Source organism: Streptomyces luteosporeus, from assembly GCF_039532865.1.
Taxonomy (GTDB): Bacteria; Actinomycetota; Actinomycetes; order Streptomycetales; family Streptomycetaceae; genus Streptomyces; species Streptomyces luteosporeus.
In genome coordinates, this window is record NZ_BAAASL010000006.1 from 243,477 (window position 1) to 269,718 (window position 26,242).

Consider the following 26,242-nt stretch of genomic DNA (forward strand, 5'->3'; position numbering starts at 1 on the left):
ACCGTGGCGCTCAGGCACGAGCCGACCGCACCGTTCCACGCGGTCCAGCACGCCCTGCGCGTGCTGGAGACGGTCGCCAGGCACACCGGCGGCGTCGGCGAGGACCAGCTCGCCCGCGAGACCGGGCTGCCCGCGACCCACCTGGCCCGCCTGCTGGCGATGCTGCGCCGCGAGCAGTACGTACGGCGCACCGGCGACGGCGGCTACGTCACGGGCGAGGCCCTGGTCCTGCTGAGCGCCGGGTACGACCGCAAGACCGCCCTGGAGCGCAAGCTGCAGCACTCGCTGTCGAAGCTGCGCGACACGGTCGGCGCGGCCGTCTACCTCAGCAGCTACGTGGACGGCGAGCTGCGCATCACGCAGTACGCGGACGGGCCGCGCACCCCCAAGGTCAACGAGTGGGTCGACTTCCGGGCGGCCGCCCACGCCACGGCGCTCGGCAAGTGCCTGCTCACCCAGCTCGACCACGACGGCCGGCGCGACCACCTCTCCCGGCACCGCACGGCGCGCCTGACCTCCCGGACGATCACCAACGAGAAGGTGCTCTTCAGCAAGCTGGACGCGCATCCGGCGAGCGTGCCCGTGCTCGACCTGCAGGAGTACGCGGTGGGCACCGTGTGCGCGGCGGTCCCGATGACCGCGGGGCGCTCGGTCGGCTCCTTGGCGCTGTCCCTGCCGGTGCGACACGCGCACCGGCTGCGCGAGGCGGCGGAGACGCTCAGCCGGCACGCCGCGCCCCTGCTGCTGTCGATGGCCCTGTGAGCCGGCCGGAGCCCTTGCCGGACCGGGGCGCGCGGGGCCGGTGGGGCACGTGGTTCGGAGCACCCCCGGACATCAGGTAGAGTTTTCTCTGTCAGCAGGCGCCGCTAGCTCAGTTGGTTAGAGCAGCTGACTCTTAATCAGCGGGTCCGGGGTTCGAGTCCCTGGCGGCGCACAGACAGACGAAGGCCCTCACCACACGGTGGGGGCCTTCGCCGTACTACGGCCGGACAGCGGGCATCGGCGGAAAGGAGCAGCGCGTGTCGCCCACGTCGCAGTGGCAGCGCCCTGCCCCGCTCGCCGTGCTCCTGCTCCTCCTGGCCGTCGTCCTCGCGCCCCTGGTCGGCGCGGCCGCGTCCGGCGGGGGCGCGCCCGGCGGGCCCACCACGGCGCGGGCCGCCTCCGCGGTCCGTACCCCCGAGGCCGTCCCCGTGGCGGACCTCCGCGTGGACACCTCCTCCGGCGGCTCCTGCCGCCAGCAGGACGGCCCGCTGGGCGGCGTCCAGGCGGCCGTCGCCGTCCCGCACGCCGATCCCGTCACCTGCCCGGCCGGCGCCCGCGGCACCCTGCCGCAGGACCGGGCGCCGCGGACCGGGGGCGTGCGCGCCCCGCCCGCTCCCCCGGCCGGCACCACCGGCCCGCTCCCCGTCCTACGAATCTAGACGGCCCCGCGGCGGCCCGCCGCCGGGCCGCGCTCGAGCACGCCCAGATCCCGTACGACCCAGGGAGTCACGTTCCCCATGTCCGCACGCATCTCCACGCCCTCCCGCCGGTGGGCGGCCGTGGGCGCCATAGTCGCCCTCCTGGTGGCCCTGGTGGCCGCCGGCATCGCCATCGGCAAGGGTTCCTCCGGCAGCAGTTCCGGCACGCAGGCCTCCGCCGACCCGCAGCCGGCCTACGACCCGCAACAGGCCACCTACGACAAGCTCGAACAGGCGACCAGTCGCCGGCAGCTGGGCGACCCGCTCGCCACCGGCAGCCCCCACGCGCCCGTCGTGCTCGTCGAGTACGCCGACTACCAGTGCTCCTACTGCGGCCGCTTCACCCGCGAGACCCAGCCCGAGCTGTTCGCGAAGTACGTCGACGCCGGCGTGCTGCGCATCGAGTTCCGCAACTTCCCGATCTTCGGCAAGGACTCCGAGCGGGCCGCCCGCGCCTCCTGGGCGGCCGGCAAGCAGGGCCGCTTCTGGCAGTTCCACTCCCTGCTGTTCGCCGAGCACCGCAAGGGCGACGCGCTGGCCGAGGACAAGCTGGCCGCACTGGCCCGCTCCGCGGGCGTCGCGGACCTGGAGAAGTTCCGCGCCGACCTGGGCAGCGACGAAGCCGCGGCGGCCGTGAAGAAGGACCAGGAGGAGGGCTACTCCCTGGGCGTGCAGAGCACGCCCTCCTTCCTCGTCGGCGGCCGGCCGCTGGCCGGCGCCCAGCCGCTGAAGGAGTTCGAGGCCGCCATCGCCCAGGCCAGGGCCGTGAAGGAGGCGGCCGCGGCGTCCGGGAAGGCGGGCCGGTGACCGACATCGGCTACCTCGCCGCCTTCCTGGGCGGCGTCCTCGCCCTGGTCAGCCCGTGCAGCGCGCTGCTGCTGCCGGCGTTCTTCGCCTACTCCCTGGCCACGCCGGGCCGGCTGCTGGCCCGCACCTGCGTGTTCTACCTCGGGCTCGCCACCACGCTCGTCCCCCTGGGGGCGGCCTCCTCCACCGCCAGCCGGCTCTTCAACGGCCACCGCGAGCTGCTGATCACCGTCGGCGGCTGGACGGTGATCGCGCTGGGCGCGGCCCAGATCCTCGGCCTGGGCTTCGCCTCCCGGCGGGCGCAGGAGGCGGCGGGCCGCATCACGCCGACGTCGGCGGCCTCGACGTTCCTGCTGGGCTGCGTGTACGGGCTGGCCGGCTTCTGCGCCGGGCCGATCCTGGGCGCCGTGCTGACGATGACGGCGCTGCGCGGCAACCCGGTGCACGGCGCCTCGATGCTGGCCGTCTACGCGCTGGGGATGGCGCTGCCATTGTTCGTGCTGGCCCTGTTCTGGGAGCGCTTCCGGCTGGGCGGCCGGGCCTGGCTGCGCGGCCGGGAGCTGCGGCTGGGCCGGCTGCGGCTGCACACCACGTCCCTGCTGTCGGGGCTGTTCTTCATCGGGATCGGGGTGCTTTTCCTCGGCTGGGGCGGCACGACCGCGCTGCCGGGGCTGGTGGACGACGCGTCCGAGTCCCGTCTGCAGGAGCTCGCCGCGCGGGCGGGCGACGCGGTGCCCGACTACGCGCTGCTGGCCGTGGTCGCCCTGGTCGTCGCGGGCCTGCTGGCCCGGTACGCGCTGCGGCGCGACCCCGCCGAGCAGCAGCGGGACGGCGACGGCGGGGCGGGCCGGCCGTCCTGACGGTACGCATTCCGGTGCCGGGGCCGCGCCCCGGCACCGGAGGCGGGCGTCAGAACTGCACGTCGGAACACGCGTAGAACGCGTTGCCCGTGTCGGCGATCGTCCAGACCGCCAGGACCAGCTGCTTGCCGCTGCGGCCCGCCGGGATCGTGGCCTGGTGGGTGACGGTGGCGTCGGGGACGCGACCGCCGTAGGGCACGGTCAGGAATGGCTGCAGGTCGAGGTCGGCGCGGGTGAGCGGCCGGTCGGGCCGGTAGTGGTCGTTGGTGAGGTAGTAGCGGAAGTCCGTGGTCGCGTGGCGGGCGGTGAGCCGCCAGCGGAACGTGTAGCTCCGGCCCGCCGTGACCTGCGTGGCGGGCCAGGCGCCGCCGCGCGGGTCGTCGAGCTCGGCGAAGCGGCTGTTGCCGCCGGCACAGAGCGTGCCGTCGGCCGGACCGTGGGACGGGAAGCCCTTGGGGCCCTCGACGGACTGCGGCTCCCACTGGATCTCGCCGCAGTCCTCCACCGCGCCCTGGGCGCAGAAGGCCTGGCGGCTGGTGGGTGCGTCGGTGTAGCCGTGGCTGCCGGCACTGCCGGCGGGGAAGAGGGAGATGCAGGCGACGCTCAGGCCGATGATCGTCGCGCTGATCTTTTTGCGCATACGTCACTCCTCGCGAACGTGGGGGGTTCTGTGAGACGAGTGGAACGCGGTCTAGACCAACAAGGAGGCTAGTACCGGCCCGTAGTCATGTCCAGGCCAAAAAGGCGCCCTTGACGAACGCCGCGGACCCCCGCCCGATCACGCCACGCACCGTGACCGGGCGGCCGGACCGGAACCCCTCAGCCGCACCCCGCGGCATCGTCCGAACAGGTGACGTGCGCGTCCGCCTCGTCCTCGCCCAGCAGGACGTGCGCCGGGCCCGCCCCCACCACCCGCCCGTAGAGCTGCGGCGGGTAGTACGCAAGGGTCGAGACCCGGACGCGGGTGCCGGGTCGGGCCGCCTCGATGTAGCGGCCGCCGCCCGCGTAGATGGCCACGTGGTGCACCCCCGAGGCCCTGCCGTCGGTCGACCAGAAGACCAGGTCGCCGCGGCGCAGCGCGCTGCGCGGAATGTGCCGGGTGGCGCGGTACTGGTCGGCGGCCAGGCGCGGCAGCCGCACGCCCGCGCGCCGGTACGCCTGCTGGACGAGGCCGGAACAGTCCCAGCTGTGCGGACCCTCGGCGCCGAAGGCGTACGGGTCGCCGATGTGGCGCAGCGCGTAGGCGACGGCGGGCTCCAGGTCGGGGGCGGCGGGCCGGCTCCCGGCGGGGACGCCGGCATCCTCGGCGGCGTCCTCGGTGGTGCCCTCGGTGATGCCCCCGGCGGTGTCCTCGGCGCCGGCCGGGGCCGTCTCGCGGTCCGCGTCCTGCCCGGCGCCGCCGCGGGGATCCTCGTCGGCGCCGTGCCGGGCGTCCTCCTGGACGGCCGTGCCGGCCTCCGACCCCACTCCGGGCGACGGGTCCGACGGTTCCGCTGCCGCCGCGACCGGGCCGGCGCCGGCGATCACGGCTGCTCCGACGGCGGCGACCAGGGCCCCGCGCGCCGGGTGCCGCCGGGCGCGGGCGGGGCCTGCGGTGGATATGTCCTCGGGTGCGTCCTCGGCCATCTCGCTGCCACCTTCCCCTCACGAGGATCATGAGAAAACTTTCGCCTCGTTCGCCACAGCTTCCCAGCGGTCGCACGGAACCGCATGCCGCGCGCCGATTACCCTACGTAAAGGAAATCTCCGCATAAATGGACAGAACGCCCAGCCTGCCGGCCCTGCCCGGCAGGAACGACCGGACGCCGCCCGCCGAGCGGCGTCCGGGGTGGTCGGAAGTACCTCCGGACGTCAGGTAGAGTTTTCTCTGTCAGCAGGCGCCGCTAGCTCAGTTGGTTAGAGCAGCTGACTCTTAATCAGCGGGTCCGGGGTTCGAGTCCCTGGCGGCGCACGCGAGACTCAGGGCTCCTCACGCACGTGAGGAGCCCTGAGTCGTTCTGTGCGTCCTGCGGGTCACGAGGACACAAGCGTGTCAGATGTGACCACTTTCCTTCCCTTCCGCAACCTTCATGGGCATCTTCGTTCGACGCACCACTTTGCCCGCTAAGCACCGCGTTTCACCCTTGCGATCATGACCTTGGGTTCGAGATCCTGAAACGCACGTCTTCGCCCAATATCACTGGGAAATCCGTGAGTTGGGCGGGGTCGAGGGGGGCCGGGGGGCCCACGTACGGCACGTACACACGCAGTCGCATGCGTGCGGGGGGAATGACTATGACGTCGACGCCTGCCGGTGCCCGGCAGCAGAGATCCGTTTCTGCACCGCCCGAGGGGGTGCTCGTGCCCGCGCCGGCCCGCTCGCCGGACCGGCCGCGGCGCACCGGCCCGCCGGGGCGGACCTCCCCGCCGTACCGCCGCAAACCCCTGCCCCGCTACGACTACGAGCACTACAGCCGGCTGGCCGGCCCGCTGAGCCGGCCGCCCGAGGGGCCCGGCCCCTACCGCGTCCGCTACCGCAGCCTGCTGGCCGACGAGCCGCACCGGATCCAGGCCGCACTGCTGCTCGGGGCGGCGCCCGTGGTCTCGCTGGGCCTGCTGATCTGGCTGATGCAGCCCGCGCACTGGACGCAGCGCGACCACGCGAGTGCGCTGATGCGGGCCCTGGACGCGGTGATGCTGGTGTCCATCGGGCTGATCGAGCTCTTCCGCACGCTGAACGTCGTCTCCAACGCCCACGCCACCCTGGTGGCCCGGGATCCCATACCGGTGGTGCCCGAGTCGGGCACCAAGGTCGCCTTCCTGACGTCCTTCGTGCCCGGCAAGGAGCCCCTGTCCATGGTCACCAAGACCCTGGAGGCGGCCGTCCGGGTCCGCCACCGGGGTCCCGTGCACGTCTGGCTCCTCGACGAGGGCGACGACCCCGAGGTCAAGGCGGTCTGCGAGCGGCTGGGCGTACGGCACTTCAGCCGCAAGGGGATCGAGAAGTGGAACACGCCCAAGGGCCCGCACCGGGCCAGGACGAAGCACGGCAACTACAACGCCTGGCTCGACGCGCACGGCGACGACTACGACTTCTTCGCCTCCGTCGACACCGATCACGTGCCGCTGCCCAACTTCCTGGAGCGCATGCTCGGTTACTTCCGTGACCCGGATGTCGCTTTTGTCGTTGGACCGCAGGTGTACGGGAACTACGACACGGCGGTGACCAAGGCCGCCGAGAGCCAGCAGTTCCTCTTCCACGCCCTGATCCAGCGCGCCGGCAACCGCTACGGCGCCCCCATGTTCGTCGGCACCAACAACGCCGTGCGCATCTCCGCGCTCAAGAGCATCGGCGGCCTGTACGACTCGATCACCGAGGACATGGCCACCGGCTTCGAGCTGCACCGGCACCGCAACCCGGCCACCGGTCGCAAGTGGCGCTCGGTCTACACCCCCGACGTCCTCGCCGTCGGCGAGGGGCCGAACGCCTGGACGGACTTCTTCACCCAGCAGCTGCGCTGGTCGCGGGGCACGTACGAGACCATCCTCAAGCAGTACTGGAAGGGGCCCTTCACCCTCGGGCCGGGTCCGTTCCTCAACTACACGCTCATGGTCATCTACTACCCCATGACCGCGATCAACTGGATGCTCGGCGCCCTGAGCTGCACGCTCTTCCTCGGACTGGGCGCCTCCGGCATCTCGATCGACTCCGAGATCTGGATGATGCTCTACAGCGACGCCGCCGCCCTCCAGATCGGCCTGTACATCTGGAACCGCCGGCACAACGTCTCCCCGCACGAGCCCGAGGGCTCCGGCGGCCTGGCCGGCATGGTGATGTCCGCGCTGTCGGCGCCCGTCTACGCCCGTTCGCTCATGGATGCCGTGCTGCGCCGCAAGAGCCGCTTCGTGGTGACGCCCAAGGGCGACTCCGCCAGCCCCGACACCCTCTTCGGCACCTTCCGCATCCACCTGTTCTTCCTGGTGGTCTTCGGCGGCTCGCTGGCGGCCTCGTTCGTGCTGGGCCACACCCACGTGGCGATGCGCACCTGGGCCGTGCTCGCCCTGGTGATCACCGTGGCGCCCATCGTCGCCTGGCGCTGGGGCCTGCACCGCACCCGGCGGCCCGCCGAGGAGGCCGCCCGGTGATGCGCCTGCGTCCGAGCCGCCGCACCCGGCGCACGGCCCTCGGGGCCGCCGCCCTGATGGCGCTGGCCGGCATGAACGGCCCGGCCCTGTGGGGCTACGCCGCGCACCAGTACCACGACTACAAGATCAACCAGCCGGACTACAAGGCGCGCAACGGCCACTGGGACGTCGTGGACGTGCCCCGCGAGTACCGCATCAACACCATTCACGCGGCCCTGCTGCACACGGGGAAGGTGCTGCTGGTCGCGGGATCGGGCAACAACGCGGCGAACTTCAAGGCGAAGACCTTCCGCACGGTCCTGTGGGACCCGCGCAAGAACACCTTCAAGAACATCCCCACGCCCAAGGACCTCTTCTGCGCCGGCCACACCCAGCTCGCCGACGGCAAGCTGCTGGTGGCCGGGGGCACCCAGCGCTACGAGAAGCTGGAGGGCGACGTCACCAAGGCCGGCGGCCTGATGATCGTCCACAACGAGAACCCCGACAAGCCGATGACCTTCCCCGCCGGCACCCGCTTCACCGGCAAGGACAACCACAAGACCTTCGAGTCGAAGGACGCCGTTCTCGTGCCGCGGGCCCGCAAGACCGGCGAGGGCGACCGGGTCACGGTCACGGCCAGCACGGCGCGCGTCTATGTGGAGGCCCTCGGCAAGGGCGCGCAGTACGAGACGGGGACGACCGACAACTACCGCATCGAGGGCCTCACCGGCGAGGACGCCCGCAACGCGTACGGCATCGCCAACAAGCTGTCCTTCGACAAGAAGGACTTCCAGGGCATCAAGGACGCCTTCGAGTTCGACCCGGTCACCGAGCGCTACATCACCGTCGACCCCATGCAGGAGGCCCGCTGGTACCCCACGCTGACCACCCTGCAGGACGGCAGGGTGCTGTCGGTGTCCGGGCTGGACGAGATCGGCCAGGTCGTCCCCGGCAAGAACGAGGTCTACGACCCCGCGAGCCGCACCTGGCGCTATCTGCCCACCGAGCGCTTCTTCCCCACCTATCCCGCCCTCTTCCTCGCCGACCGGGGCCGGATCTTCTACACCGGCTCCAACGCCGGCTACGGACCGGCCGACAAGGGCCGCACCCCGGGCCTGTGGGACCTGGAGACCAACGAGTTCACCGAAGTGCCCGGCATGAGCGACCCGGACCTGCTGGAGACCTCGATGTCGGTGCTGCTGCCGCCCGCGCAGGAGCAGCGCTACATGGTCCTCGGCGGCGGCGGGGTCGGGGAGAACCGCAGGTCCACGGCGAAGACCCGGATCGTGGACCTGCGCGAGGAGGCCCCCCGCTTCCACGACGGTCCCGAGCTGTACGCCAAGGTCCGCTACCCCAGCAGCGTCATCCTGCCGGACGACACCGTGCTGACCACCAACGGCTCGGGCGACTACCGCGGCCGCAGCGACTCCAACGTCCTCAAGGCCGAGCTGTACGACCCGGCCACCGACACCACGCGAGCGGTGGCCGACCCGCTGGTGGGCCGCAACTACCACTCGGGCGCCCTGCTGCTGCCGGACGGGCGGGTGATGACCTTCGGCTCCGACTCGCTCTTCGGCGACAAGGCCAACAGCAAGCCGGGCACCTTCCAGCAGCAGATCGACCTCTACACCCCGCCGTACGGCTTCCGCGACGACCGGCCGGAGTTCAAGGACACCGAGCCGAGGACGGTCAAGCTCGGGGAGCAGAGCACCTACCGCACCAGCGATCCGCGCAGGATCGCCCGGGCGCGGCTGATCCGGCCGGGCTCCTTCACCCACGTCACCAACAACGAGCAGCGCTCGATCGCCCTGGACCTCGCGCGGACGGACGGCGGCGTGACCGTCACCGTCCCCAAGGACCCCTCCCTGGTGCCGCCCGGCTGGTACATGCTGGAGGTCGTCGACGACGAGGGCACCCCGTCCGAGGCGGTGTGGGTCAAGGTGCCGGTCGCGGAGGAATTCGCCCCGGAGCCGCGGGAGTCGCGGGAGTCGCCGGAGTCGCGGGAGTCGCGGGACGAGTGACGCGCGGGACGGCTGGCCCGCAACGCGCACTGACCGGCGCCGGTCAGTGGGCGTTGCGGGCCAGCTCCAGGGCGTACGGCTCCCACCACTTGCCCGCGTCCGGACCGCCCCGGCAGGCGCCGTCGGACTCCCCCGGCCGCTTGACCCACAGGAAGGCGTCCACCAGGTCGTCGCCGGTGCGGACGGTCGGGGGGTCGCCGAGGGCGCGGCCCGCGGGGTTGCACCACGCCTTGTCGTGGTCGCCGGAGAGCGGGCCGTTGCCGTTGCGGCTGGTGTCGATGACGAAGTGCTTGCCGCCCAGCAGCTCCGACAGGCGGTGGCCGTACTCCTTGCTGGCGTCCGTGGTCTGGAAGTTGGAGACGTTCAGGGCGAAGCCGTCGGCCCGGTCGATGCCGGCGCGGCGCAGCGGCTCGGCCATCCGGTCGGCGGGGGTGACCCAGCTCGGGTTGCCCGCGTCCAGGTAGACCTTGGTGTGCGGCAGGGCCTTGAGCCTGCCGACGGCATCCTTAAGCAGGGCGTAGCGCTCCTCGTGGAACTGCTGCGGGGTGCAGCCGTCCTCCATGTGCGGCAGCGCGTCGGGTTCGAGGATCACGGTGGCCCGGCGGTCGCCGATGCCGCTCGCCGCCTTCTCCAGCCAGGCCCGGTAGGCGTTGCCGTCGGCGGCGCCGCCCCGCGAGTACTGGCCGCAGTCGCGGTGGGGGATGTTGTAGAGCACCAGCAGCGCCTCGCGGTCGGCGCCCGCGGCGGCCTCGGTGAAGCCGCGCGTCTGTCCGTCGGGGTCGTCGGGGCCCACCCATTCGGCGACCGGGCGGGCGGAGATCTTCTGCAGCAGGGCGGCGTCGTGGGCGTTGCCGTCCTTCATCAGCCGGACGGCCGCGCGGGCCGCCGTGCCGTCCGGGTTCACCCAGAAGGGGGTGCGGTCCTTGGGCAACTGGGAGGGCGGGCTCAGGGAGGCCGCGCCCGTGGCCGGGCCCTCGTCGGGGGACGTCGAACAGCCCGCGGCGGCCAGCAGCACGAGCACCGCCGCCGTGCCCCGGGCCACCGCCGCCCTGCGTCCCCGGCGCGGGCGGCCGGACCGACTGCGGTACATCCACTCCCCCTTGGGTGTACTGCCTGTGGAGGTGACGTGCCAACGTGCCTGGGCCCTGCGGGCCCCGTCCATGCTGGCACAGGTGCACCCCCCTGCGGGGGCGGTCCCGGTACGACACGGGGCGCTTCGCCCTCCCGGGCGACCGGCCGGCCGGGGGGTCCTCACGCCGTCCGGCCGGCGGCGGGGGCGGGCTCGACGACCCCCGTCAGGTAGGCCGAGACGACGAGGTTGGCGGTGTAGGAGGCGGCGTCGTGGTCGTAGGTGCCACCGCAGGTGATCAGGCGCAGTTCGGCGCGGCCCTTCTCGCGCGGGCCGTAGACCTTGGCGGCGTCGAAGCGGTCCTTGCCGTAGACGGAGACGTCCTCGACCGTGAACTCGGCGATGGAGCCGTCGGCCCGGGCGATGCTCACCTTCGCGCCGCGCCTCAGCTCGCCGAGCCGGTAGAAGACGGCCGGGGCGCGGTCGGTGTCCAGGTGGCCGACGAGGACGGCGGCCCCGGCGCTGCCGGGCTGGGGCCCGTCCCGGTACCAGGAGACGGCGCCCGGGCGGTCGTAGGGGGGCGGGTCCACCGCGCCGAGCGGGTTCAGGCCGTGCTCCTCGATGGGGGCGCGCACGTTCATGGCCTTGATGGCCAGGCCCTGGGGGCGGGCCCCGGCCAGCGGCGGGTGCGCCGGGGGCAGCTCGCTGGGGGCGGGCCGGCCCACGGCGGCGACGTCGCCGGTGGTGGTGTCGCCGGCGACCGGCACCTCGGTGATGTCGCGGCCCCACAGCCACAGGGCGGCCAGCAGGGCGGCCCAGGCCACGCCGGTCAGCAGGCGGCCGGTGCCGCTCGAACGCGCAGAGGGGGCAGACATGGCAGCCGTTCGCCTCCCGGGCCCTAGCGCCCGGCCGCGTCGGTCCGCCTCCGGTACCAGATCAGCCCGCCGGCGATGGCCGCGGTCGTGCCGGCGAGGACGAGGCCGGCGGTGTCGGGCCGCTCGGGCGCCGGCACGCTGCCGCCGCCCCCGGCGGGCACCGGGGCGACCGGCGAGGCGTGCGGGTGCGCCCGGTCGCGGCCGGCGGCGTCGCCGAACCCGTCGTCGTCCTCCTCGTGAGCGCCGTACGCGTCGTGGCCGGCGCGCCCGGGGGCGGCGACGTCGTCGTCGGGGGCGTCGTGGGGCGCGGTGCCGCGGTGGGCGTCGACGACGGTCAGCCGGCCGTCGGCGGTGGCGTCCGTGCCGGCGCAGGTCACCTTCACCGGGTACGTGCCCGGGCGCACCGCCCGGCGGATGGTGGCCTCGGCGAACAGGCCCGTGGTGTCCTTGGCGAGCCGGGCGTCGGTGACGAACGCCTCGGAGGAGGCGGTGCCGCGCTCCCCGGCGCAGCCGGAGACCCGCAGCCGCACCTCGCCGCCGGGTCTGCCGGAGACCGGGGCGAGCTGCAGGGGTCCGGAGCGCAGGGCGGGACCGTCGTGGGCGTGGGCGGGGCCCGCGCAGACGGCGATGGCCGCCGTCACGGCTCCGCAGAGGGCGAAGCGGACTGCATCCATGGTGAACCTCCTGTCATCCAGAGGTTCACCCGGTGCGGTCCGCCGCCGCATCCGGACCGTAGTCCTATTGCTCCATCCGGTGATCGGCTCAGCCGACCGGGCGGCGATCGGAGCAATGCCGGCGGGCCGGCGAGGATCCGTCAGATCAGCTCGACGAGGTCGGCGATGGAGTCGACGACGCGTGAGGGGCGGTAGGGGAAGCGGTCCACTTCCTCGGGCCGGGTCAGCCCGGTGAGCACCAGGAAGGTCTCCATGCCGGCCTCCAGGCCGGCCCGCACGTCGGTGTCCATGCGGTCGCCGATCATCGCGCTGGTCTCGGAGTGGGCGCCGATGGCGTTGAGGCCGGCGCGCATCATCAGCGGGTTCGGCTTGCCGACGAAGTACGGCTCGGCGCCGGTCGCCTTGGTGATCAGGGCCGCGACGGAGCCGGTGGCCGGCAGCGGGCCGCCGGCGGACGGGCCGGTCTCGTCGGGGTTGGTGGCGATGAACCGCGCGCCCTGTTCGATCAGCCGGATGGCCTTGGTGAGCGCCTCGAAGGAGTACGTCCGGGTCTCGCCGAGCACCACGTAGTCGGGGTCGGAGTCGGTCAGGACGTAGCCGATGTCGTGCAGCGCGGTGGTCAGGCCGGCCTCGCCGATGACGTACGCCGTGCCGCCGGGCCGCTGGTCGTCCAGGAACTGGGCGGTGGCCAGCGCGGAGGTCCAGATGTTGGGCACCGGCACCTCCAGGCCGATGCGCCGCAGCCGGGCGTGCAGGTCGCGCGGGGTGTAGATGGAGTTGTTGGTCAGGACGAGGAAGGGCTTGCCGGACTCGCGGAGCCGGTTGAGGAAGGTGTCCGCACCGGGAATCGGAATGCCCTCGTGCATGAGGACACCGTCCATGTCGGTGAGCCAGGACTCGATCGGCTTGCGCTCTGCCACAACGGACTCCTGCCGTGCTCGCGCCCCGCGGCGGGGGCCTGCTGACAACCGGAACGGCACCACTCGTGCGCCGTCCCGGCACCCCCAGCCTAGTCAGTCGCCCGGCAGGTCATCAGCGCCGCAGCCGGCGGCCCCCGAACAGCAGTCCGGCACCGGCGACGAGCAGGACGCCGGAGACCGCGCCCAGGCCGAACATCAGCCGGGCGTCACCGGTGTCGGCGAGCCCGCCGGCCACCGGCGCACGGGCGGGGGTGCCCCGCGGGGACGGCGCCGCGGCGGCCGTACCACCGGCACCGTCACGGGCACGGTCACCGGCACCGACGGTGAAGGCGTAGTCGCCGGACTCCCCCACCCACGCGCCGTCCGTGCCGCGCCGCTGCACGGTCGTGACGTTGGCGGTCACCGGCCCCTCGGGGGCGTCGCCGGAGAAACCCAGGCGCACGGGCACGACGAGCGTGCCGTGGCCGGGAACGGCCAGACCGGACTCCAGGACCCCGACGTTCTCCGCCTCGTCGGTCCGCTCGAAGCGCACCGGCTGCCAGCGGGAGTGCGCGGTGTCGTAGAAGTCCAGGTGGAAGTGGCCCGGCTGCAGGGCGCGCCGGCGGTCGGCCAGGACGGCGACGGGATGGACGTCCCGGCACGCGCCGGCGGTGGTGTTGCGCAGCTCCAGCCGCCAGGCGGCGGGCGCCCCGCCGCGCTCGTACGCGGCCGGGCCGCCGATCAGACGTGACGTGATGGGGAACTCGGTGCTGCGCGGGTCGCCGCAGTGCAGCCCGGGGGTGTCCGCGGACGGGCGCGCCGCGCCGGTCGCGGCGCCGAGCGCGAGGACGGCGGCGCCGGCGAGAAGGGCACGCCGCAGGCGTCGTGGAGGCATGTGAGGGAACCTCCCACGGTGCCCGCGGCACCGGAGGGCGGAGCGGGCGTTTACACCCGACTGGCCGTCAAACGCCGCTCATCGGGGCGACGATCACATCATCCGGGCGGGTGGCCGGCCCGAACAGCGGAGCCAGCACCGACTCCGCCGCCCCTTCGGCGACGGTGCGCTCCCCGGCGGGCGCGACGGCCACCGCGACGGTGGCCGGCACCTCGGCCCGTACGCCGCGCAGGTAGACGTCCGGGTCGGCCAGCACCGTACGGCCGCCCAGCACGACGCAGTCGACGTCGAGGAGCTGGACGAGGTTGGCGGCACCGGTGCCGAGCAGGCGCGCGGCCTGCGCACGGTCGCCCGCGGCGACCGCCCGCAGGCACAGCACCTCCAGGCAGCCGCGGCGGCCGCAGGCGCACGGGGGCCCGTCGAGCTGCAGCACCTGGTGGCCGAACTCGCCCGCTCCCGTCCTGGCGCCCCGGTGCACCGCCCCGCCGAGCACGAGGCCGGCGCCCAGACCGGTGCCGAGGTGGAGATAGGCGAAGGAGCCGCCGGGCCGCGCCGTGCGGCGGGTGAGGCCGAGGGCGGCGGCGTTGGTGTCCTTGTCGAGGACGACGGGCAGAGCGAGCCGCTCGCGCACCGCGTCCCGCAACGGAAACCCGTCCCACTCCGCGAACCCGGTCACCTTGCCGAGCACCCCCCGCCGGTGGTCGAGCGGCCCGGGCACACCGATCCCGACGCCGAGCAGCCGGTTCCCGTGCCCACCGGGCCGCACCACTCCCACACCGCCCACGAGGGCCCGCACCTCGTCCGCGACAGCGGACAGCACCGCCTCCGCCCCCGCCCCCGCCCCGAACGCCAGCGGCGCCGTCCGCACGGCGCGCACCGCCCCCGCCAGGTCCACGAGCACGGCCGTGATCGCATCCCGGTCCACCTGCACCCCCACCGCCAGCGCAGCATCTGCCACCAGCCGCAGCGCCGCCGCCGGCTTGCCGCCGGTGGAGGCGCGGCGGCCCGCGTCGGCGGCCAGCCCTTCCTCCCGCAGCCGGGCCGTGATCTTGCTGACGGCCTGCGGCGTCAGCCCCGTGGCGGCCGCCAGCTCGGCGCGGCTCGCGCCGTGCCCGCCCGCGTCGCGCAGCAGCCCGAGCACCACGGCGGTGTTGTGGTCGCGCAGGACGGAGAGGTTGGCCCCAAGATTGCTCACGGGCCCATTCTCGCCCCCGTTTGCACTTACGCAACACTGTTGCCAAAGTGGAGCCCATGGACCATCCCTTCCGCGTCGGCCTCCTCGGCTACGGCCTCGCCGGCTCCGTCTTCCACGCCCCGCTGGTCGCCGCCACCGACGGGCTCGTCCTGGACACGGTGGTCACCGCCAACCCCGACCGCCGCGACCAGGCCCTCGCCGAGCATCCCGGCGTCCGCGTCGCCGGCACCGCCGACGAGCTGTGGGCCCGCGCCGGCGAGCTCGACCTCGTCGTCGTCGCCACCCCCAACCGCACGCACGTCCCCCTCGCCCGCGCCGCGCTGGAGGCCGGGCTGGCCGTCGTCGTGGACAAGCCGCTGGCCGCCACCGCCGCCGAGGCCGAGTCGCTGGCCCGGCTGGCCGCGAGCCGGGGCCTGCTGCTGAGCGCCTTCCAGAACCGCCGCTGGGACAACGACTTCCGTACCGTCGCCAAGCTGATCGACGACGACGCGCTCGGGCAGGTCCAGCGCTTCGAGTCGCGCTTCGAACGCTGGCGGCCGCACCCGAAGGGCGGCTGGCGGGAGTCCGGCGACCCGGCCGAGGTCGGCGGGATCCTCTACGACCTCGGCAGCCACCTGGTCGACCAGGCGCTGACCCTCTTCGGCCCGGTCACCACCGTCTACGCCGAGGCGGACGTGCGTCGTCCGGGCGCCGAGGCCGACGACGACACCTTCATCGCCCTCACCCACACCGGTGGCGTCCGCTCGCACCTGTGGATGAGCGCCACCGCCGCCCAGCTCGGCCCCCGCTTCCGGGTGCTGGGCAGCACGGCGGGCTACGTGAAGTACGGCCTCGACCCCCAGGAGGCCGCTCTGCGCGAGGGCCTGCGCCCGGGCACGGCGCCCTCGTGGGGCGTCGAGGCGGAGTCGGCCTGGGGCCGGCTGGGCGCGGGCGAGTCCCCGCTCACCGGCGGCGGCGAACCGGTGCGCACTCTTCCGGGCGACTACCCCGCGTACTACGCCGCCGTCGCCGAGGCCCTGCGCACGGGCGGCGAACCGCCCGTCACGGCCTGGGAGGCGGCGGCCGCGCTGCGGGTACTGGAGGCGGCCAGGGAATCGGCCACCAAGGACACCACGGTCACGTTGCCCGGAGCCCCGTAAGGGGCGCGGGGAACTGCGCGATCGGCCACCGACGGCCCGCAGCCGACGTGCCGCCCCGGGCCCGGGCGCAGCCCGGTGCTCCGTCTGCGGGCGCGTCGTGGCTTGTCGCGCAGTTCCCCGCGCCCCTACGGGGCGCTCCGCGGCAGCGTGAGCGGGGCCCGGCTGCGCCACAGGTCGATGGCGGGCACCATCATCGGCCCCATCTCCGGCATCTGCGGTACGAGCGCCAGGGCACCGACCACCTGCAGCAGGCGGGCACCCTCCATGACGTCCAGCAGCGCGCGGTCGACCGGCCGGCCGCCGGCGCGCTCGTAGACCTCAATGGCCTGCGGGCCGGCAAGGGTGAGGTCCCACTCGACCGGGCCCCGCGTGACGTCCTCGAAGTCGCTGTAGAGGGGACCACCGGTGGTGCGCAGCATGTTGTACGCCGGCGAGTCGCCGTGCAGGGTCTGGACGTGTGCACCGGGGAAGTGCGCCGTCAGGTCGCGCACCAGCACCTCCAGGACGGCGTACTCCCGCTCGGCCCGCTGCAGTTCGGCCTCCGTCAGGCCGTGGCCGTCCTGGGTGCGCAGGCGGGCGAGGGCGGTGCCGATCGCGGGGACGAGCGGGGAGAGCACGGGCAGTTCGCCCGCGCCGGGGTAACCGGCCAGCAGCCGGTGCAGCGCGGCCGCGTCCGCGGCCTGGCGGACGAAGAGTTCTGCCAGGTCGGCGCCGTCGGCGAGGGGTTCCTCCGTCACGAACTCCCAGAACGTCAGGGACCGCCCCTCGCACTCCACGGGCTCGCGCGGCACCAGCGGGCTGGGGCGTACGACCGGCGCACCGGTGTCGGCGAGCCAGCCGGTGACGGCCAGTTCGTGGCGCTGCTTGACCGCCTGTTCCCCGGCGGTGGCCAGCGTCAGTGACGGCACGCGCACGACCACGGGGTGCGGGGCGAGGTGCACGAGGACGTTGAACACGTCGTGCAGGACGCGGGGTTGCTCCGCCCGCAGACCTAACCGCTCTCCCGCCGCTGTGGCCAGTGCCACAGCTCGTTCGGCACGCTTGCTGAGGTTGTTCATGCGTGCGATCTTCCCCTCGGGAACCGCGCTCCGTCGAAGTGTTTTCGTACGGCAGGCGCGCGGGCGCGACTGCACGAAGGGACGAGGCACCGATGGGGACCGCCGCGGACACAGCCGAGATCACCACGCACGAGGAACTGACGGAACTCCTCGGTCCGCCACTCCCCCGGGCCCGGGACAAGGTGCGCCACCGCCTGCACGAGCTGGACCGGCAGTGGCTGGCGCAGTCGCCGTTCTGCCTGGTGGCCACGTCGGCCGCCGACGGCACCTGCGACGTCTCGCCCAAGGGCGACCCGGCCGGCTTCACGCTCGTCCTGGACGACACCACCGTCGCCCTGCCCGAACGCCCCGGCAACCGCCGCGCGGACGGCTTCCACAACATCCTGTCCAACCCGCACGTCGGCCTGATCTACCTCATACCCGGCCGCGGCGACACCCTGCGCATCAACGGCAGGGCCCGCCTGCTGCGCGACGCCCCCTTCTTCGACCGCCTCACCGTGGCCGGCCACCGCCCCCAGCTGGCACTGGTCGTCGAGATCGAGGAGGTCTTCCACCACTGCGCGAAGGCCTTCCTGCGCTCCAACCTGTGGAAGCCGGAGACCTGGACCCCCCAGGCGATGCCGTCCCGGGCCCGCATCGCCAAGACCCTGGAGGCCTCGGAGCAGTCCCTGGAGGAGCTCGAGCACTACTACGGCCCGCGCTACGCCGAGAGACTCTACGGCTGAGGGAGCGGGAGTCGTGGGCGTCAGCGATCGACCCGCGTGCGGTACAGGACGGCCAGCGCCAGCACCGCGCCCGTGGCGACCAGGGCCGTGCCCAGGGCCAGGGCGGGGCTCATCGGGGGGCCACTGCGGGCGGGCGTGCGGCGGGCGCGGGGGGCCTCGGCGGCAGGGGCGGCAGGGTGTTGCTGGGGGCCGGCGAGGCCGGCCGGGTCGGGGGGCCGCGGGCCACTGGGCACCGGCAGGGGCAGGGGTTCGCCGGAGTCCTCGGGGCCGGCCGTGGGGGCCGCAGCGCACTCCGGCAGGGTGCCCTCGAAGGGGTACGCGTACAGGGTCTGGCCGCTGGTACCGGCGCGGGACTCGTGGACGAGCGAACCGGCGGTGAACAGCCGCCCGTTCACCGCCGGAACGCTGACCCGCACGGTGCTCGTGCGCCGGCCGATCAGGACGCTGCCGTCCAGGCGGCCGCTGCCGTCCAGCCGGACTTCCTGGGCGTCGGGGAAGTTCCACAGCAGCTTCTCGCGTCGCACTCCGGTGACCGAGCCTGCGGTGCTCAGGGTGCGGGTCCGCCCGCTGGGGTTGGTGAGGTTGACCAGGACGGTCACGCCGGGCGGCACGTTGCGGAAGGACACCTCCTGCGGGCCACCGCCGGGGGCCGCGATGTCGAAGGGGACGTCGAAGACCTGCGGGGCGGAGCTGCCGTCGCCGGTGAGGACCGTGGTGCCGCCCCGGTTGACGGCGCTGCCGGTGGTCCTGCGCGGCCGGCCCCTGTCGTAGGCGTAACAGGTGCTGGCGGCCGTCAGCCGGTCGCGGACGGCCCCGTACGCGGCGACGGCCCCCGCATCCCGTACGGTCTTGGGGGCGACGGTGCCGGTGTGGACGCGGCCGGCGTAGGCGACGGTGCCGGCGACCGGGCCCTCCTGGGCCACCAGCCGCTGGCCGGCCGCGACCTTGACGTCACCGCCGGCCCGCAGGAACGGCGAGCCGTCGTCCGGCACGACGCGCGAACCGGTGGCGAGGACGCCGACGTTGTAGTCGGGCGGCGCTCCGGCGGCCTTGGCGACGTCGACGTCGCCGAGGACGACGACGCGGCCCTCGGCTCCGGCCGCGGCCGCCCGCACGGCGTAGTCGCCGCCGACGAAGACGTTGACGCCGTTGTCACGGCCGCTGAGGGGGCCGTGGTGCGGTTCGGGGTACGAGCGGGGGCAGCTGCCCGGGACGCACGGGCCGGGTCCGGTGGGGGCGGGTGCCGTGCCGGTGCCGCCCAGCAGGGTGAAGGCGCCGGCCAGCAGCGTGCCCCCGATGAGGGAGAGCAGGGCCATGCCGGACGCCGCGGGGCGGTTCACCCTGAGCCAGCGCACGTACTCCTTCTGCTCCATGTACGAAAATATGCATAACGGGCGGACCGGAAGCCGGCAGCACACGCCACCGACTGCCCCGGACGGCCCAGCGGCCCGGCTCGACTCGGGGCGTCAGGGTGTCGGGGCGTCAGGCGTCCTTGAGTTCCTGCCGCTGCCGGCCGAGCCCCTCGATCTCCAGCTCCAGGACGTCCCCGGCCCGCAGGTACGGCTTGGGTTCGGGCTGGGCCAGGGCCACGCCCGCCGGGGTGCCGGTGTTGATCACGTCGCCGGGGTGGAGGGGCATGTAGTGGCTGAGGTAGCGGATCAGCCGGGCCACCGGGAAGATCATCCGGTCCGTGCCGGAGTCCTGCGCCAGGCGGCCGTTGACCCACAGCCGCATGCGCAGGTCCTGCGGGTCGGGGATCGCGTCGGCGGTCACCAGCCAGGGGCCGAGCGGGTTGAACGTCTCGCAGTTCTTGCCCTTGCCCCACTGGCCGGCGCGCCCGTGGTGGAAGTCCCGCTCGGAGAGGTCGTTGGCGACGGCGTAGCCGGCGACGGCCGCCATGGCCTCCTCGTCGGAGTCCAGGTAGCGCACGGTGCGCCCGATGACGACGGCCAGTTCGATCTCCCAGTCCGTGCGCACGCTGCCGCGCGGCACGAGCACGGTGTCGTCGGGGCCGACGACCGTGTCGGGCGCCTTGAGGAAGACGACCGGCTCGGTGGGGACGCCCACCCGCATCTCGGCGACCAGATCGTGGTAGTTGACACCGATGCCGACCATCTTGCCGATGCGGGCGACCGGCGGGCCGATGCGCAGCCCCGACGGGTCGAGGGCGGGAAGGACGCGTGCGCCCACGGCCGCCCGGATGCGGTCGAGCGCGGCGGGGTCGGCGAGCAGCGCGCCGTCGACGTCCGGCACCAGGGCGGACAGGTCCCGCAGGGTGCCGTCCTCCTCGAGCAGCGCCGGACGCTCGCCACCGGCGGGTCCGACCCGCAGCAGTCTCATCGCCACACTCCGGTTGTCCTCAGGTCGTCGGGCCCGGCTTGATCGTCCAGGACCGGAGGCCCTCTTTACAAGCCCCCTTTCGGCCCGGGGGACCCGCCCGCCCCTGTCGCAGGGCGCTGTTCCCCCGGGTGGCTCAGGCCCGTTCGGCCGGTGTGCGCAGGGGCTGCAGCACCAGCCGCTCCACCGCCGTCCACGTGGTGGACGTCACCAGGTACAGGCCGGCCGCGAGCGGCACGACGGCCACGGTGACGAGGGTGCCGAAGGACAGCAGCGGCAGCACCTTGCCCATGCGGGCCAGCACCGCGGCGCCCGGCACCTCCTCGTCGCCCGCGACGGGCGCCGGAAGGGCGGCCGCTGCCTTGCGGGCGCGCACGTACGTCCAGGTGGCGACGGCCGCGACCAGCACGAACAGGCCCAGGTAGACCAGCCCTCGCGCGCCCAGCGGACCGCCGTCGGCCAGGGCGTCGGCCCACCGGTCGCCCAGCGGCGCGCCCAGCAGGGTGTGCCGCAGCAGGTCGCCGCCGCCGTCGGTGGAGAAGAGGTGGTACATGACGTAGAAGACCGGCAGCTGGACGGCCATGGGCAGGCAGCCGGCCAGGGGCGAGGAGCCGGCCTGCCGGTACATCTCGGCGGCCTCCTGCTGCAGCCGCTCGGGGTTCTTGCGGTGCTTGCGCTTGAGCTCGGCGAGCCGGGGCGCGAGCTCGGCGCGGGTGCGCTCGCCGCGCGCCGCGGAGCGGGCCAGGGGGTGCAGGGCGAGCCGTACGGCCATGGTGAGCAGGACGACCGCGGCGGCCGCGGCCGAGGCGCCGAACAGCGGGTCCAGGGCGTCGGCGACGTGGCCGAGGAGCGAGGCGAGGAATGCGAAGACGGACATGGGTGAGCCCTCCGGGGGTCCCGTCGTGCCGATGGGGAAGGTGGAGCGATCGGCGTGACGAGTCGCCAGGGCAGCTGGCGCGGCAGGGACCTTGCGGCCCGGTGCGTTGCGGAGTGCCTAGGCGGTCGCCGGGAGGGCGTACCCGGGTGCCCGGGGACGGCGGCGGCCCCGCGCGTCGGGGTCGCGCTGGGCGAGGAAGGCCGTGCGCAGCTCGCGGTCGCGTATCGCGGTGCGTATGCGCGTGGGGGTGAGCGGACCGCTGGAGCGGGCGGCGGCCGCGGCGCACAGCAGCAGCGCCGCCGCGGCGACCACGGCGGTGGCCGTGGCGAGGGCGAGGGCGCCGAGCAGGCCGCCCAGACCGCTCTGGGTCAGCAGGAGTTCGGCGAGCAGCAGCAGGAGCAGGCCGACGTGCGTGCGGAACACGGCACTCATGGCACACCCCTCCCGGACCGTCCGGCCCTTTGCTCGTCGAACTCCTGAGCACTCATCGGCTCGCCACCGATACTAGACGCACCCGCTGACAGCGGTCGCGTCCGGGCCCGGGTCCCGGGCCAGGACCTCCTCGTCGGGCCGGGCCGCGTCGGCCGCCGACGGCTTCGGCCCCCACACGGAGACCCCCACCGCGACCAGCAGGTTCACGGCCAGCGCCAGGGCGCCGGCGTTCACCCCGCCCACCGGGTCGTGCTCGGTGAAGACCAGGGCGCACACCAGCGTCCCGCCCACCGCGAGCCCGCTCAGGGCGCCCCACAGCGTCAGCCTGCGCCACATCAGCCCCAGCAGGATCATCGGGACGAGCTGGGCCATGCCCTCGTACGAGATGAGCGACAGCCGCACGAGCGTGTTCGGCTCGGTGTACGTCAGGAGCAGCGCGAGCGCGCCGGAGAGCACCACGACGACCTGCGCCGCGGTCTTCTGCCGGTCCGGCCGGCCCGCGAGGCGGGGCACGGCGCCCAGCACGCTGCGCCCCCACATGGTGCCGATGACCAGCATGAACACCGCCATCGGCACGATCGACGACAGGGCCGCGGCCACCCCCGTGACCCCCACGGCCCAGGCCGGCAGCGAGTCGACGACCAGCTTGAACAGGGCGAGGTTCGAGCCCGCCCCCGTGAGCCCCGGCACGACGAACAGGGCCGCGAGACCCAGCAGCATCGGCACGAACAGCAGCACGTTGTAGAACGGCAGCAGGACGGCGTTGCGGCGCAGCGCGTCGGCATTGCGGGCGCCCAGGTAGCCGGCGACCGTGGTGGGGAAGATGACGACCGTCAGGGAGTTCAGCAGGCTGGTCGTGGCGAACCAGCTCACGCCCATGCCGCTGCCGCCGTGCCCGGTCAGCGTCAGCCAGTCCGGCTTCTGCGTCACCAGCCGGTCCAGGAAGGGCCCGTAGCCGCCGAAGTAGTGCAGCGGCACATAGCCGGCGAGGAAGCCGAGGGTGAGGATGACCAGGGCGTCCTTGAGCGCGGAGACCCAGGCGCTGCCGCGCAGCCCGCTGACGACCACGAAGGCGGTCGTCACGGCGAAGGCGATGAAGTAGGCCCAGTTCAGGCTGATGGTGCCGTAGGAGATGGTGGAGACGACCACGCCCATGCCGGTGATCTGGAGCTGGATGTAGGGCAGCAGGCAGACGGTGGCCAGGACGGCGACGAGCGTGCCGAGCCAGGGCCGCCCGTAGCGGTGGGCCACCATGTCGGTGATGGTCACCAGGTTGTGGCGGCGCGCGTACGCCCACAGGGCCGGTCCCACGACGTACCCGATCGCGTAGCCGCACGACAGGTACGCGATCACGTACAGCACCGGTGCACCGTGGTTGTAGCCCCAGCCGGCGGCGCCGAGGTAGCTGAAGCTGGTGTAGCCCTCACCGGCCATCAGGACCCAGATGAAGACGCTGCCCAGACTGCGCCCGCCGACCGACCAGTCCGCGAGGGCGCCGTGCGGGTCGCGGCGGGTGCGGCCGCGCACGGCGAGCAGCCCGAGGGCGACGGTGAGCACCATGAAACCGCCGAAGATGCCGGTCGCGACGGCGGCGTTCGCGCTCACGCCCGGCCCCGCTTGCGGTCGCCCCGCCAGGCCAGCCAGACGGCGAGGGGAGTGGCGAGGGTGGCCAGCAGCAGCCAGAAGAACAGGAAGGGCAGGCCCGCGACGGTGGGCCGCAGACGGTTCACCAGGGGCAGGGCCACCAGGTACAGCCCGTAGGGCACCAGGAGCCACAGCAGGTGGGGACGTTTCTTCAGCACGTTGTCCGACCCTAGGCGCGAGCGGCGGCCCGCGCTGCCCCTCACGCCCCCAGCAGCCGGGACGCGGCGTAGATGCACAGCCCCGCCAGCGCACCGACCACCGTGCCGTTGATGCGGATGAACTGCAGGTCCCGGCCGATGTGCGCCTCGATCTTGCGGGAGGTGTGCTCGGCGTCCCAGCTCGCGACGGTATCCGTGATCAGTGCGGTGATCTCGTTCTGGTAGGTCGTCACCACGTACACCGCGGCGTCCTCCAGCCAGCCGTCGACCTTCGCCCGCAGCCGGTCGTCCGCCGTCATCCGGGTGCCCAGCGACAGCACCGACTCCCGGGTGCGCCGCCGCAGCTCGCTGTGCTCGTCCTCCGCGGCCGCCACGATCATCCCGCGCACCGCGGACCATGCGGAGGCGATCACGTCCTGCACCTCGCCCCGGCCCAGCAGCTCCGACTTCAGCCGCTCCACCCGCGCCCGGGTGTCGTCGTCCGCCTGCAGGTCGTGCGCGAAGTCGGCGAGGAAGCGGTCCACGGCGCCGCGGGCCGGGTGGTCGGGCATGTCGCGCATCTCGGTGACGAAGCGCAGCAGCTCCTTGTGGACCCGCTCGCCCACCTTGCGGTCGACGAAGCGCGGCGTCCACCCCGGCGCCCCGCCGGTGACGGCGGCCGCCACCGAGTCGCCGTGCAGCACCAGCCAGTCGCGGGCCCGGGCGCACACCAGGTCGACCACCCGCCGGTGGCCGCCGTCGGCGACGATGCGCTCCAGTGCCGCCCCGATGCCCGGGGCGACCTCCGCCGCCTCCGCGCGCCGGGTGACGGTCTCCCCCACCACCGCCTGCACGTCGGTGTCGCGCAGCACGGTCAGCGCCCCGCGCAGGGCCGTGGCCAGCTCGGCCGTCACCCGGTCGGCGTGCGCCGGGTCCGCCAGCCAGGCCGCCAGCCGGGAGCCGATGCCCACCGAGCGCAGCCGCAACCGCACCACTTCGGGCGACAGGAAGTTCTCCCCCACGAAGTCGCCCAGTTGCCGGCCGAGCTGGTCCTTCTTCGTCGGGATGATCGCCGTGTGCGGGATCGGCAGCCCCATCGGCCGCTTGAAGAGCGCGGTGACGGCGAACCAGTCGGCCAGCGCGCCGACCATGCCGGCCTCCGCCGCCGCGGCCACGTACGCCGCCCAGCCGCCCGCACCCGCCGCCTGCGCCCACTTCGCCAGCGCGTACACCAGCGCCACCGCCAGCAGCAGACCCGCCGCGAGCGCCTTCATCCGGCGCACACCGCGCCGCTTCTCGGCGTCGGCCGCGCTGTCGGCGCCGCCGAGTGCGAAGCCGCCCGGACGGCCGGGCATCACCCCATCGGCGGCATTCGCGCCGCCTCCGGCGGCAGCCGGCCCCGCACCGTGGAACCGTTTCATCCACACCACCCGTTCCGGCTGTCGCCCCTGTGCATTGTCCCTACCCGACCGACTCGGGGGACGGACGAAGAGTTCCCCGTGTCCGACGCCTCGGACAGGAGATCGCCGCCATGACCAGGCCCCCGGCCCCGCGCGGCGCGGTCCGGGCCGTGCTCGCCGCGCTGGCGGCCGTGCTGCTGGCCGTGTCGGTCCCGATATGGGCGGGCACGCACGGCGCCGCCGCGCCCGCGCAGCGCCGGCCGGCGGTCCCGGCGCGCCCCGCGACGCCGGCCGCCGGCCGCTGGGCCGGCTCCTGGGCCGCCGCCCCGGCCGCCGCCGAACCGGGCACCGCCCACGGCTACGCCGGCCGGTCCATCCGCAACGTCGTGCACACCACGCTGGCCGGCTCCGCCGCCCGGGTGCAGCTGTCCAACCTCTTCGGCACCACCCCGCTGACCATCGGCCACGCCTCCCTCGCCCTGGCCGCCGCCCCCGGCAGCCCCGCCGCCGTACCGGGCAGCGTGCGCGCCATGACCTTCGGCGGGCGGACGTCGGTGACCATCCCGGCCGGGCGGGCGGCCGTCAGCGACCCGGTGCGCCTGGCCGTCGGCTATCCGGCGGACCTGCTCGTCACCACCTACTCCCCCAGCCCCTCCGGGCCCGTCACCCTGCACCCGCACGCGCGCCAGCTGTCGTTCCTCGCGGCCGGCGACCACACCCTGGACGGCGACGGCAGCGCGTACACCACGCCCACGCCCTTCTGGCGCTACGTCACCGCCGTCGACGTTCGCAGCACCGAGGCGCAGGGCGCGGTCGTGGCCCTCGGCGACTCCATCACCGACGGGGTCTCCGCCACCGTCGGCGCCGACCGCCGCTGGACCGACTTCCTCGCCCGCCGCCTGCACACCGAACCCGGCGCCCCGCGCTACGGCGTGCTCAACGAGGGCATCAGCGGCAACCGCGTCCTGCTCGGCGGCATGGGCGCCTCCCGGGTGAACAACCCCAGCGCGCTGGAGCGTTTCGACCGCGACGTGCTCGCGCGCGCGGGCGTGCGCGCCGTCGTCGTCGAGCTCGGCGTCAACGACATCCTGCGCCGCCCCCGCCAGACGCGCCCCGAGGCGATCGTGGCGGGCCTGCAGCGACTGGTGGACCGGGCCCACGCGCACGGGCTGCGGGTGGTGGGCGCGACGCTCTCGCCCTTCGGCGGGCGCGTCGGCACCGGCCCCGAGCAGGAACTGGTCCGTCAGGGCGTCAACGACGCCATCCGCACCGGGCTCGTCTTCGACGACGTCGTCGACTTCGACGTGGTACTGCGCGACCCGGCCGACCCGCAGCGGCTGCTGCCCGCCTACGACTGCGGGGACCACCTGCACCCCAACGACACCGGCTACCTGGTCATGGCGAAGGCCCTGGACCTGGCGACGCTCAAGGGACAGGGCCCGGCCCGGCTGTAGTGCGCCCCCGATGGGGTGAGGCGCGAACCTCGAATCACCGCTTTTCACTCCCAGGAGTGGTCGGACCGGCCCGATAGGCCCTTCCGGGGCCCTCAACGGTGCGCTGGCCCCCGCACCGGAACGCATGATGCGACAGTGTCCCGGGGGCGTGGAACGCAGTCCCGCAGCGCTCTCAACCGC

At 74.0% G+C, this 26,242-nt stretch carries 25 protein-coding genes and 2 tRNA genes; 11 read left to right on the top strand and 16 right to left on the bottom strand.

Annotated elements, in window-relative coordinates; genetic code table 11:
* The first annotated feature begins 3 nt into the window (after window positions 1-3).
* The 5 genes from ABD361_RS09765 to ABD361_RS09785 all read left to right on the top strand — a co-directional run bounded on the left by ABD361_RS09765 (window position 4) and on the right by ABD361_RS09785 (window position 3,127).
* Complete coding sequence (locus ABD361_RS09765; protein ID WP_344434482.1) at window positions 4-762, top strand: IclR family transcriptional regulator; 759 nt, start codon at window positions 4-6, stop codon at window positions 760-762.
* A 98-nt stretch (window positions 763-860) separates the two neighbouring features.
* Window positions 861-934, top strand: a tRNA-Lys gene (locus ABD361_RS09770).
* Between the two features lie 85 nt (window positions 935-1,019).
* Complete coding sequence (locus ABD361_RS09775) at window positions 1,020-1,421, top strand: hypothetical protein (protein ID WP_344434483.1); 402 nt, start codon at window positions 1,020-1,022, stop codon at window positions 1,419-1,421.
* Window positions 1,422-1,499: 78 nt separating this feature from the next.
* Window positions 1,500-2,267: a DsbA family protein gene (locus tag ABD361_RS09780; protein ID WP_344434484.1), complete on the top strand. Its 768-nt coding sequence runs from the start codon at window positions 1,500-1,502 to the stop codon at window positions 2,265-2,267.
* Complete coding sequence (locus ABD361_RS09785; protein WP_344434485.1) at window positions 2,264-3,127, top strand: cytochrome c biogenesis CcdA family protein; 864 nt, start codon at window positions 2,264-2,266, stop codon at window positions 3,125-3,127. Before ABD361_RS09780 ends, ABD361_RS09785 begins: the two co-directional genes overlap by 4 nt.
* A 49-nt stretch (window positions 3,128-3,176) precedes the next feature.
* Here the strand turns inward: ABD361_RS09785 and ABD361_RS09790 are convergent, their stop codons facing one another.
* Both ABD361_RS09790 and ABD361_RS09795 read right to left on the bottom strand, forming a co-directional pair.
* On the bottom strand, window positions 3,177-3,767 hold the full coding sequence (locus tag ABD361_RS09790; protein WP_344434487.1) for a lytic polysaccharide monooxygenase auxiliary activity family 9 protein: 591 nt from the start codon (window positions 3,765-3,767) through the stop codon (window positions 3,177-3,179).
* 179 nt (window positions 3,768-3,946) lie between these two features.
* The gene (locus ABD361_RS09795) at window positions 3,947-4,753 is read right to left on the bottom strand and encodes a C40 family peptidase (RefSeq protein WP_344434488.1); all 807 of its coding nucleotides are present in this window, start codon (window positions 4,751-4,753) and stop codon (window positions 3,947-3,949) included.
* A 251-nt stretch (window positions 4,754-5,004) separates the two neighbouring features.
* On the opposite strand from ABD361_RS09795, the gene ABD361_RS09800 reads away from it, so the two are divergent.
* From ABD361_RS09800 to glxA, 3 genes are all read left to right on the top strand, one after another.
* Window positions 5,005-5,078, top strand: a tRNA-Lys gene (locus ABD361_RS09800).
* Window positions 5,079-5,401: 323 nt separating this feature from the next.
* Complete coding sequence (locus tag ABD361_RS09805; protein ID WP_344434489.1) at window positions 5,402-7,252, top strand: glycosyltransferase family 2 protein; 1,851 nt, start codon at window positions 5,402-5,404, stop codon at window positions 7,250-7,252.
* The gene (gene glxA / locus ABD361_RS09810; RefSeq protein WP_344434491.1) at window positions 7,252-9,252 is read left to right on the top strand and encodes a radical copper oxidase GlxA; all 2,001 of its coding nucleotides are present in this window, start codon (window positions 7,252-7,254) and stop codon (window positions 9,250-9,252) included. The genes ABD361_RS09805 and glxA overlap by 1 nt, the downstream gene beginning before the upstream one ends.
* 43 nt (window positions 9,253-9,295) lie before the next feature.
* Here the strand turns inward: glxA and ABD361_RS09815 are convergent, their stop codons facing one another.
* The 6 genes from ABD361_RS09815 to ABD361_RS09840 form a co-directional block, all read right to left on the bottom strand.
* A complete protein-coding gene (locus ABD361_RS09815; protein ID WP_344434492.1) occupies window positions 9,296-10,342 on the bottom strand; it encodes a glycoside hydrolase family 6 protein in 1,047 nt (348 codons plus the stop codon).
* Window positions 10,343-10,503: 161 nt separating this feature from the next.
* Window positions 10,504-11,196, bottom strand: a complete 693-nt coding sequence (locus tag ABD361_RS09820; protein ID WP_344434493.1) for a class F sortase — start codon at window positions 11,194-11,196, stop codon at window positions 10,504-10,506.
* Window positions 11,197-11,219: 23 nt separating this feature from the next.
* Window positions 11,220-11,870: a hypothetical protein gene (locus tag ABD361_RS09825; protein ID WP_344434494.1), complete on the bottom strand. Its 651-nt coding sequence runs from the start codon at window positions 11,868-11,870 to the stop codon at window positions 11,220-11,222.
* 140 nt (window positions 11,871-12,010) lie between these two features.
* Entirely contained in the window at window positions 12,011-12,790 is a 780-nt protein-coding gene (locus tag ABD361_RS09830) for an HAD-IIA family hydrolase (protein WP_344434496.1), read from the bottom strand.
* A 112-nt stretch (window positions 12,791-12,902) separates the two neighbouring features.
* Window positions 12,903-13,664 carry a hypothetical protein gene (locus ABD361_RS09835; protein WP_344434498.1) on the bottom strand — a complete coding sequence of 254 codons (762 nt, stop codon included), beginning with the start codon at window positions 13,662-13,664 and terminating at the stop codon, window positions 12,903-12,905.
* A gap of 67 nt (window positions 13,665-13,731) precedes the next feature.
* The gene (locus tag ABD361_RS09840; protein WP_344434499.1) at window positions 13,732-14,859 is read right to left on the bottom strand and encodes an ROK family transcriptional regulator; all 1,128 of its coding nucleotides are present in this window, start codon (window positions 14,857-14,859) and stop codon (window positions 13,732-13,734) included.
* Between the two features lie 56 nt (window positions 14,860-14,915).
* Here ABD361_RS09840 and ABD361_RS09845 point away from each other — a divergent pair, with 56 nt between their 5' ends.
* Entirely contained in the window at window positions 14,916-15,998 is a 1,083-nt protein-coding gene (locus tag ABD361_RS09845) for a Gfo/Idh/MocA family oxidoreductase (protein WP_344434500.1), read from the top strand.
* Between the two features lie 125 nt (window positions 15,999-16,123).
* Here the strand turns inward: ABD361_RS09845 and ABD361_RS09850 are convergent, their stop codons facing one another.
* A complete protein-coding gene (locus ABD361_RS09850; RefSeq protein ID WP_344434502.1) occupies window positions 16,124-17,056 on the bottom strand; it encodes a phosphotransferase in 933 nt (310 codons plus the stop codon).
* A 92-nt stretch (window positions 17,057-17,148) separates the two neighbouring features.
* Between ABD361_RS09850 and ABD361_RS09855 the strand changes: the two genes are divergently transcribed.
* Window positions 17,149-17,781, top strand: a complete 633-nt coding sequence (locus ABD361_RS09855; protein WP_344434503.1) for a pyridoxamine 5'-phosphate oxidase family protein — start codon at window positions 17,149-17,151, stop codon at window positions 17,779-17,781.
* A gap of 20 nt (window positions 17,782-17,801) precedes the next feature.
* Here the strand turns inward: ABD361_RS09855 and ABD361_RS09860 are convergent, their stop codons facing one another.
* From ABD361_RS09860 to ABD361_RS09890, 7 genes are all read right to left on the bottom strand, one after another.
* Window positions 17,802-19,154, bottom strand: coding sequence for a choice-of-anchor A family protein (locus ABD361_RS09860; protein ID WP_344434505.1), 1,353 nt, complete (start codon window positions 19,152-19,154; stop codon window positions 17,802-17,804).
* Window positions 19,155-19,263: 109 nt separating this feature from the next.
* The gene (locus tag ABD361_RS09865; protein WP_344434506.1) at window positions 19,264-20,121 is read right to left on the bottom strand and encodes a fumarylacetoacetate hydrolase family protein; all 858 of its coding nucleotides are present in this window, start codon (window positions 20,119-20,121) and stop codon (window positions 19,264-19,266) included.
* Window positions 20,122-20,254: 133 nt separating this feature from the next.
* Complete coding sequence (locus ABD361_RS09870; protein ID WP_344434508.1) at window positions 20,255-20,995, bottom strand: YidC/Oxa1 family membrane protein insertase; 741 nt, start codon at window positions 20,993-20,995, stop codon at window positions 20,255-20,257.
* Window positions 20,996-21,112: 117 nt separating this feature from the next.
* Window positions 21,113-21,427, bottom strand: coding sequence for a DUF6412 domain-containing protein (locus tag ABD361_RS09875; protein WP_344434509.1), 315 nt, complete (start codon window positions 21,425-21,427; stop codon window positions 21,113-21,115).
* A 72-nt stretch (window positions 21,428-21,499) separates the two neighbouring features.
* Window positions 21,500-22,987 carry a sodium:solute symporter family protein gene (locus tag ABD361_RS09880; RefSeq protein WP_344434610.1) on the bottom strand — a complete coding sequence of 496 codons (1,488 nt, stop codon included), beginning with the start codon at window positions 22,985-22,987 and terminating at the stop codon, window positions 21,500-21,502.
* A gap of 41 nt (window positions 22,988-23,028) precedes the next feature.
* Window positions 23,029-23,229, bottom strand: coding sequence for a DUF3311 domain-containing protein (locus ABD361_RS09885; RefSeq protein WP_344434510.1), 201 nt, complete (start codon window positions 23,227-23,229; stop codon window positions 23,029-23,031).
* Window positions 23,230-23,270: 41 nt separating this feature from the next.
* Window positions 23,271-24,563 (bottom strand): DUF445 domain-containing protein, encoded by a 1,293-nt coding sequence (locus tag ABD361_RS09890; RefSeq protein ID WP_344434511.1) that lies wholly within the window; start codon window positions 24,561-24,563, stop codon window positions 23,271-23,273.
* Window positions 24,564-24,739: 176 nt separating this feature from the next.
* On the opposite strand from ABD361_RS09890, the gene ABD361_RS09895 reads away from it, so the two are divergent.
* Entirely contained in the window at window positions 24,740-26,062 is a 1,323-nt protein-coding gene (locus ABD361_RS09895; RefSeq protein ID WP_344434512.1) for an SGNH/GDSL hydrolase family protein, read from the top strand.
* Window positions 26,063-26,242: the final 180 nt, after the last annotated feature.

Coding starts and splice junctions, on each gene's coding strand:
- ABD361_RS09870 (WP_344434508.1), bottom strand. CDS start 20,995: ATGTCCGTCTTCGCATTCCTCGCCTCGCTCCTCGGCCACGTCGCCGAC.
- ABD361_RS09865 (WP_344434506.1), bottom strand. CDS start 20,121: ATGAGACTGCTGCGGGTCGGACCCGCCGGTGGCGAGCGTCCGGCGCTG.
- ABD361_RS09895 (WP_344434512.1), top strand. CDS start 24,740: ATGACCAGGCCCCCGGCCCCGCGCGGCGCGGTCCGGGCCGTGCTCGCC.
- ABD361_RS09845 (WP_344434500.1), top strand. CDS start 14,916: ATGGACCATCCCTTCCGCGTCGGCCTCCTCGGCTACGGCCTCGCCGGC.
- ABD361_RS09815 (WP_344434492.1), bottom strand. CDS start 10,342: ATGTACCGCAGTCGGTCCGGCCGCCCGCGCCGGGGACGCAGGGCGGCG.
- ABD361_RS09820 (WP_344434493.1), bottom strand. CDS start 11,196: ATGTCTGCCCCCTCTGCGCGTTCGAGCGGCACCGGCCGCCTGCTGACC.
- ABD361_RS09835 (WP_344434498.1), bottom strand. CDS start 13,664: ATGCCTCCACGACGCCTGCGGCGTGCCCTTCTCGCCGGCGCCGCCGTC.
- ABD361_RS09890 (WP_344434511.1), bottom strand. CDS start 24,563: ATGCCCGGCCGTCCGGGCGGCTTCGCACTCGGCGGCGCCGACAGCGCG.
- ABD361_RS09860 (WP_344434505.1), bottom strand. CDS start 19,154: ATGGAGCAGAAGGAGTACGTGCGCTGGCTCAGGGTGAACCGCCCCGCG.
- ABD361_RS09780 (WP_344434484.1), top strand. CDS start 1,500: ATGTCCGCACGCATCTCCACGCCCTCCCGCCGGTGGGCGGCCGTGGGC.
- ABD361_RS09850 (WP_344434502.1), bottom strand. CDS start 17,056: ATGAACAACCTCAGCAAGCGTGCCGAACGAGCTGTGGCACTGGCCACA.
- ABD361_RS09880 (WP_344434610.1), bottom strand. CDS start 22,987: ATGGTGCTCACCGTCGCCCTCGGGCTGCTCGCCGTGCGCGGCCGCACC.
- ABD361_RS09875 (WP_344434509.1), bottom strand. CDS start 21,427: ATGAGTGCCGTGTTCCGCACGCACGTCGGCCTGCTCCTGCTGCTGCTC.
- ABD361_RS09795 (WP_344434488.1), bottom strand. CDS start 4,753: ATGGCCGAGGACGCACCCGAGGACATATCCACCGCAGGCCCCGCCCGC.
- ABD361_RS09855 (WP_344434503.1), top strand. CDS start 17,149: ATGGGGACCGCCGCGGACACAGCCGAGATCACCACGCACGAGGAACTG.
- ABD361_RS09790 (WP_344434487.1), bottom strand. CDS start 3,767: ATGCGCAAAAAGATCAGCGCGACGATCATCGGCCTGAGCGTCGCCTGC.
- ABD361_RS09805 (WP_344434489.1), top strand. CDS start 5,402: ATGACGTCGACGCCTGCCGGTGCCCGGCAGCAGAGATCCGTTTCTGCA.
- glxA (WP_344434491.1), top strand. CDS start 7,252: ATGCGCCTGCGTCCGAGCCGCCGCACCCGGCGCACGGCCCTCGGGGCC.
- ABD361_RS09825 (WP_344434494.1), bottom strand. CDS start 11,870: ATGGATGCAGTCCGCTTCGCCCTCTGCGGAGCCGTGACGGCGGCCATC.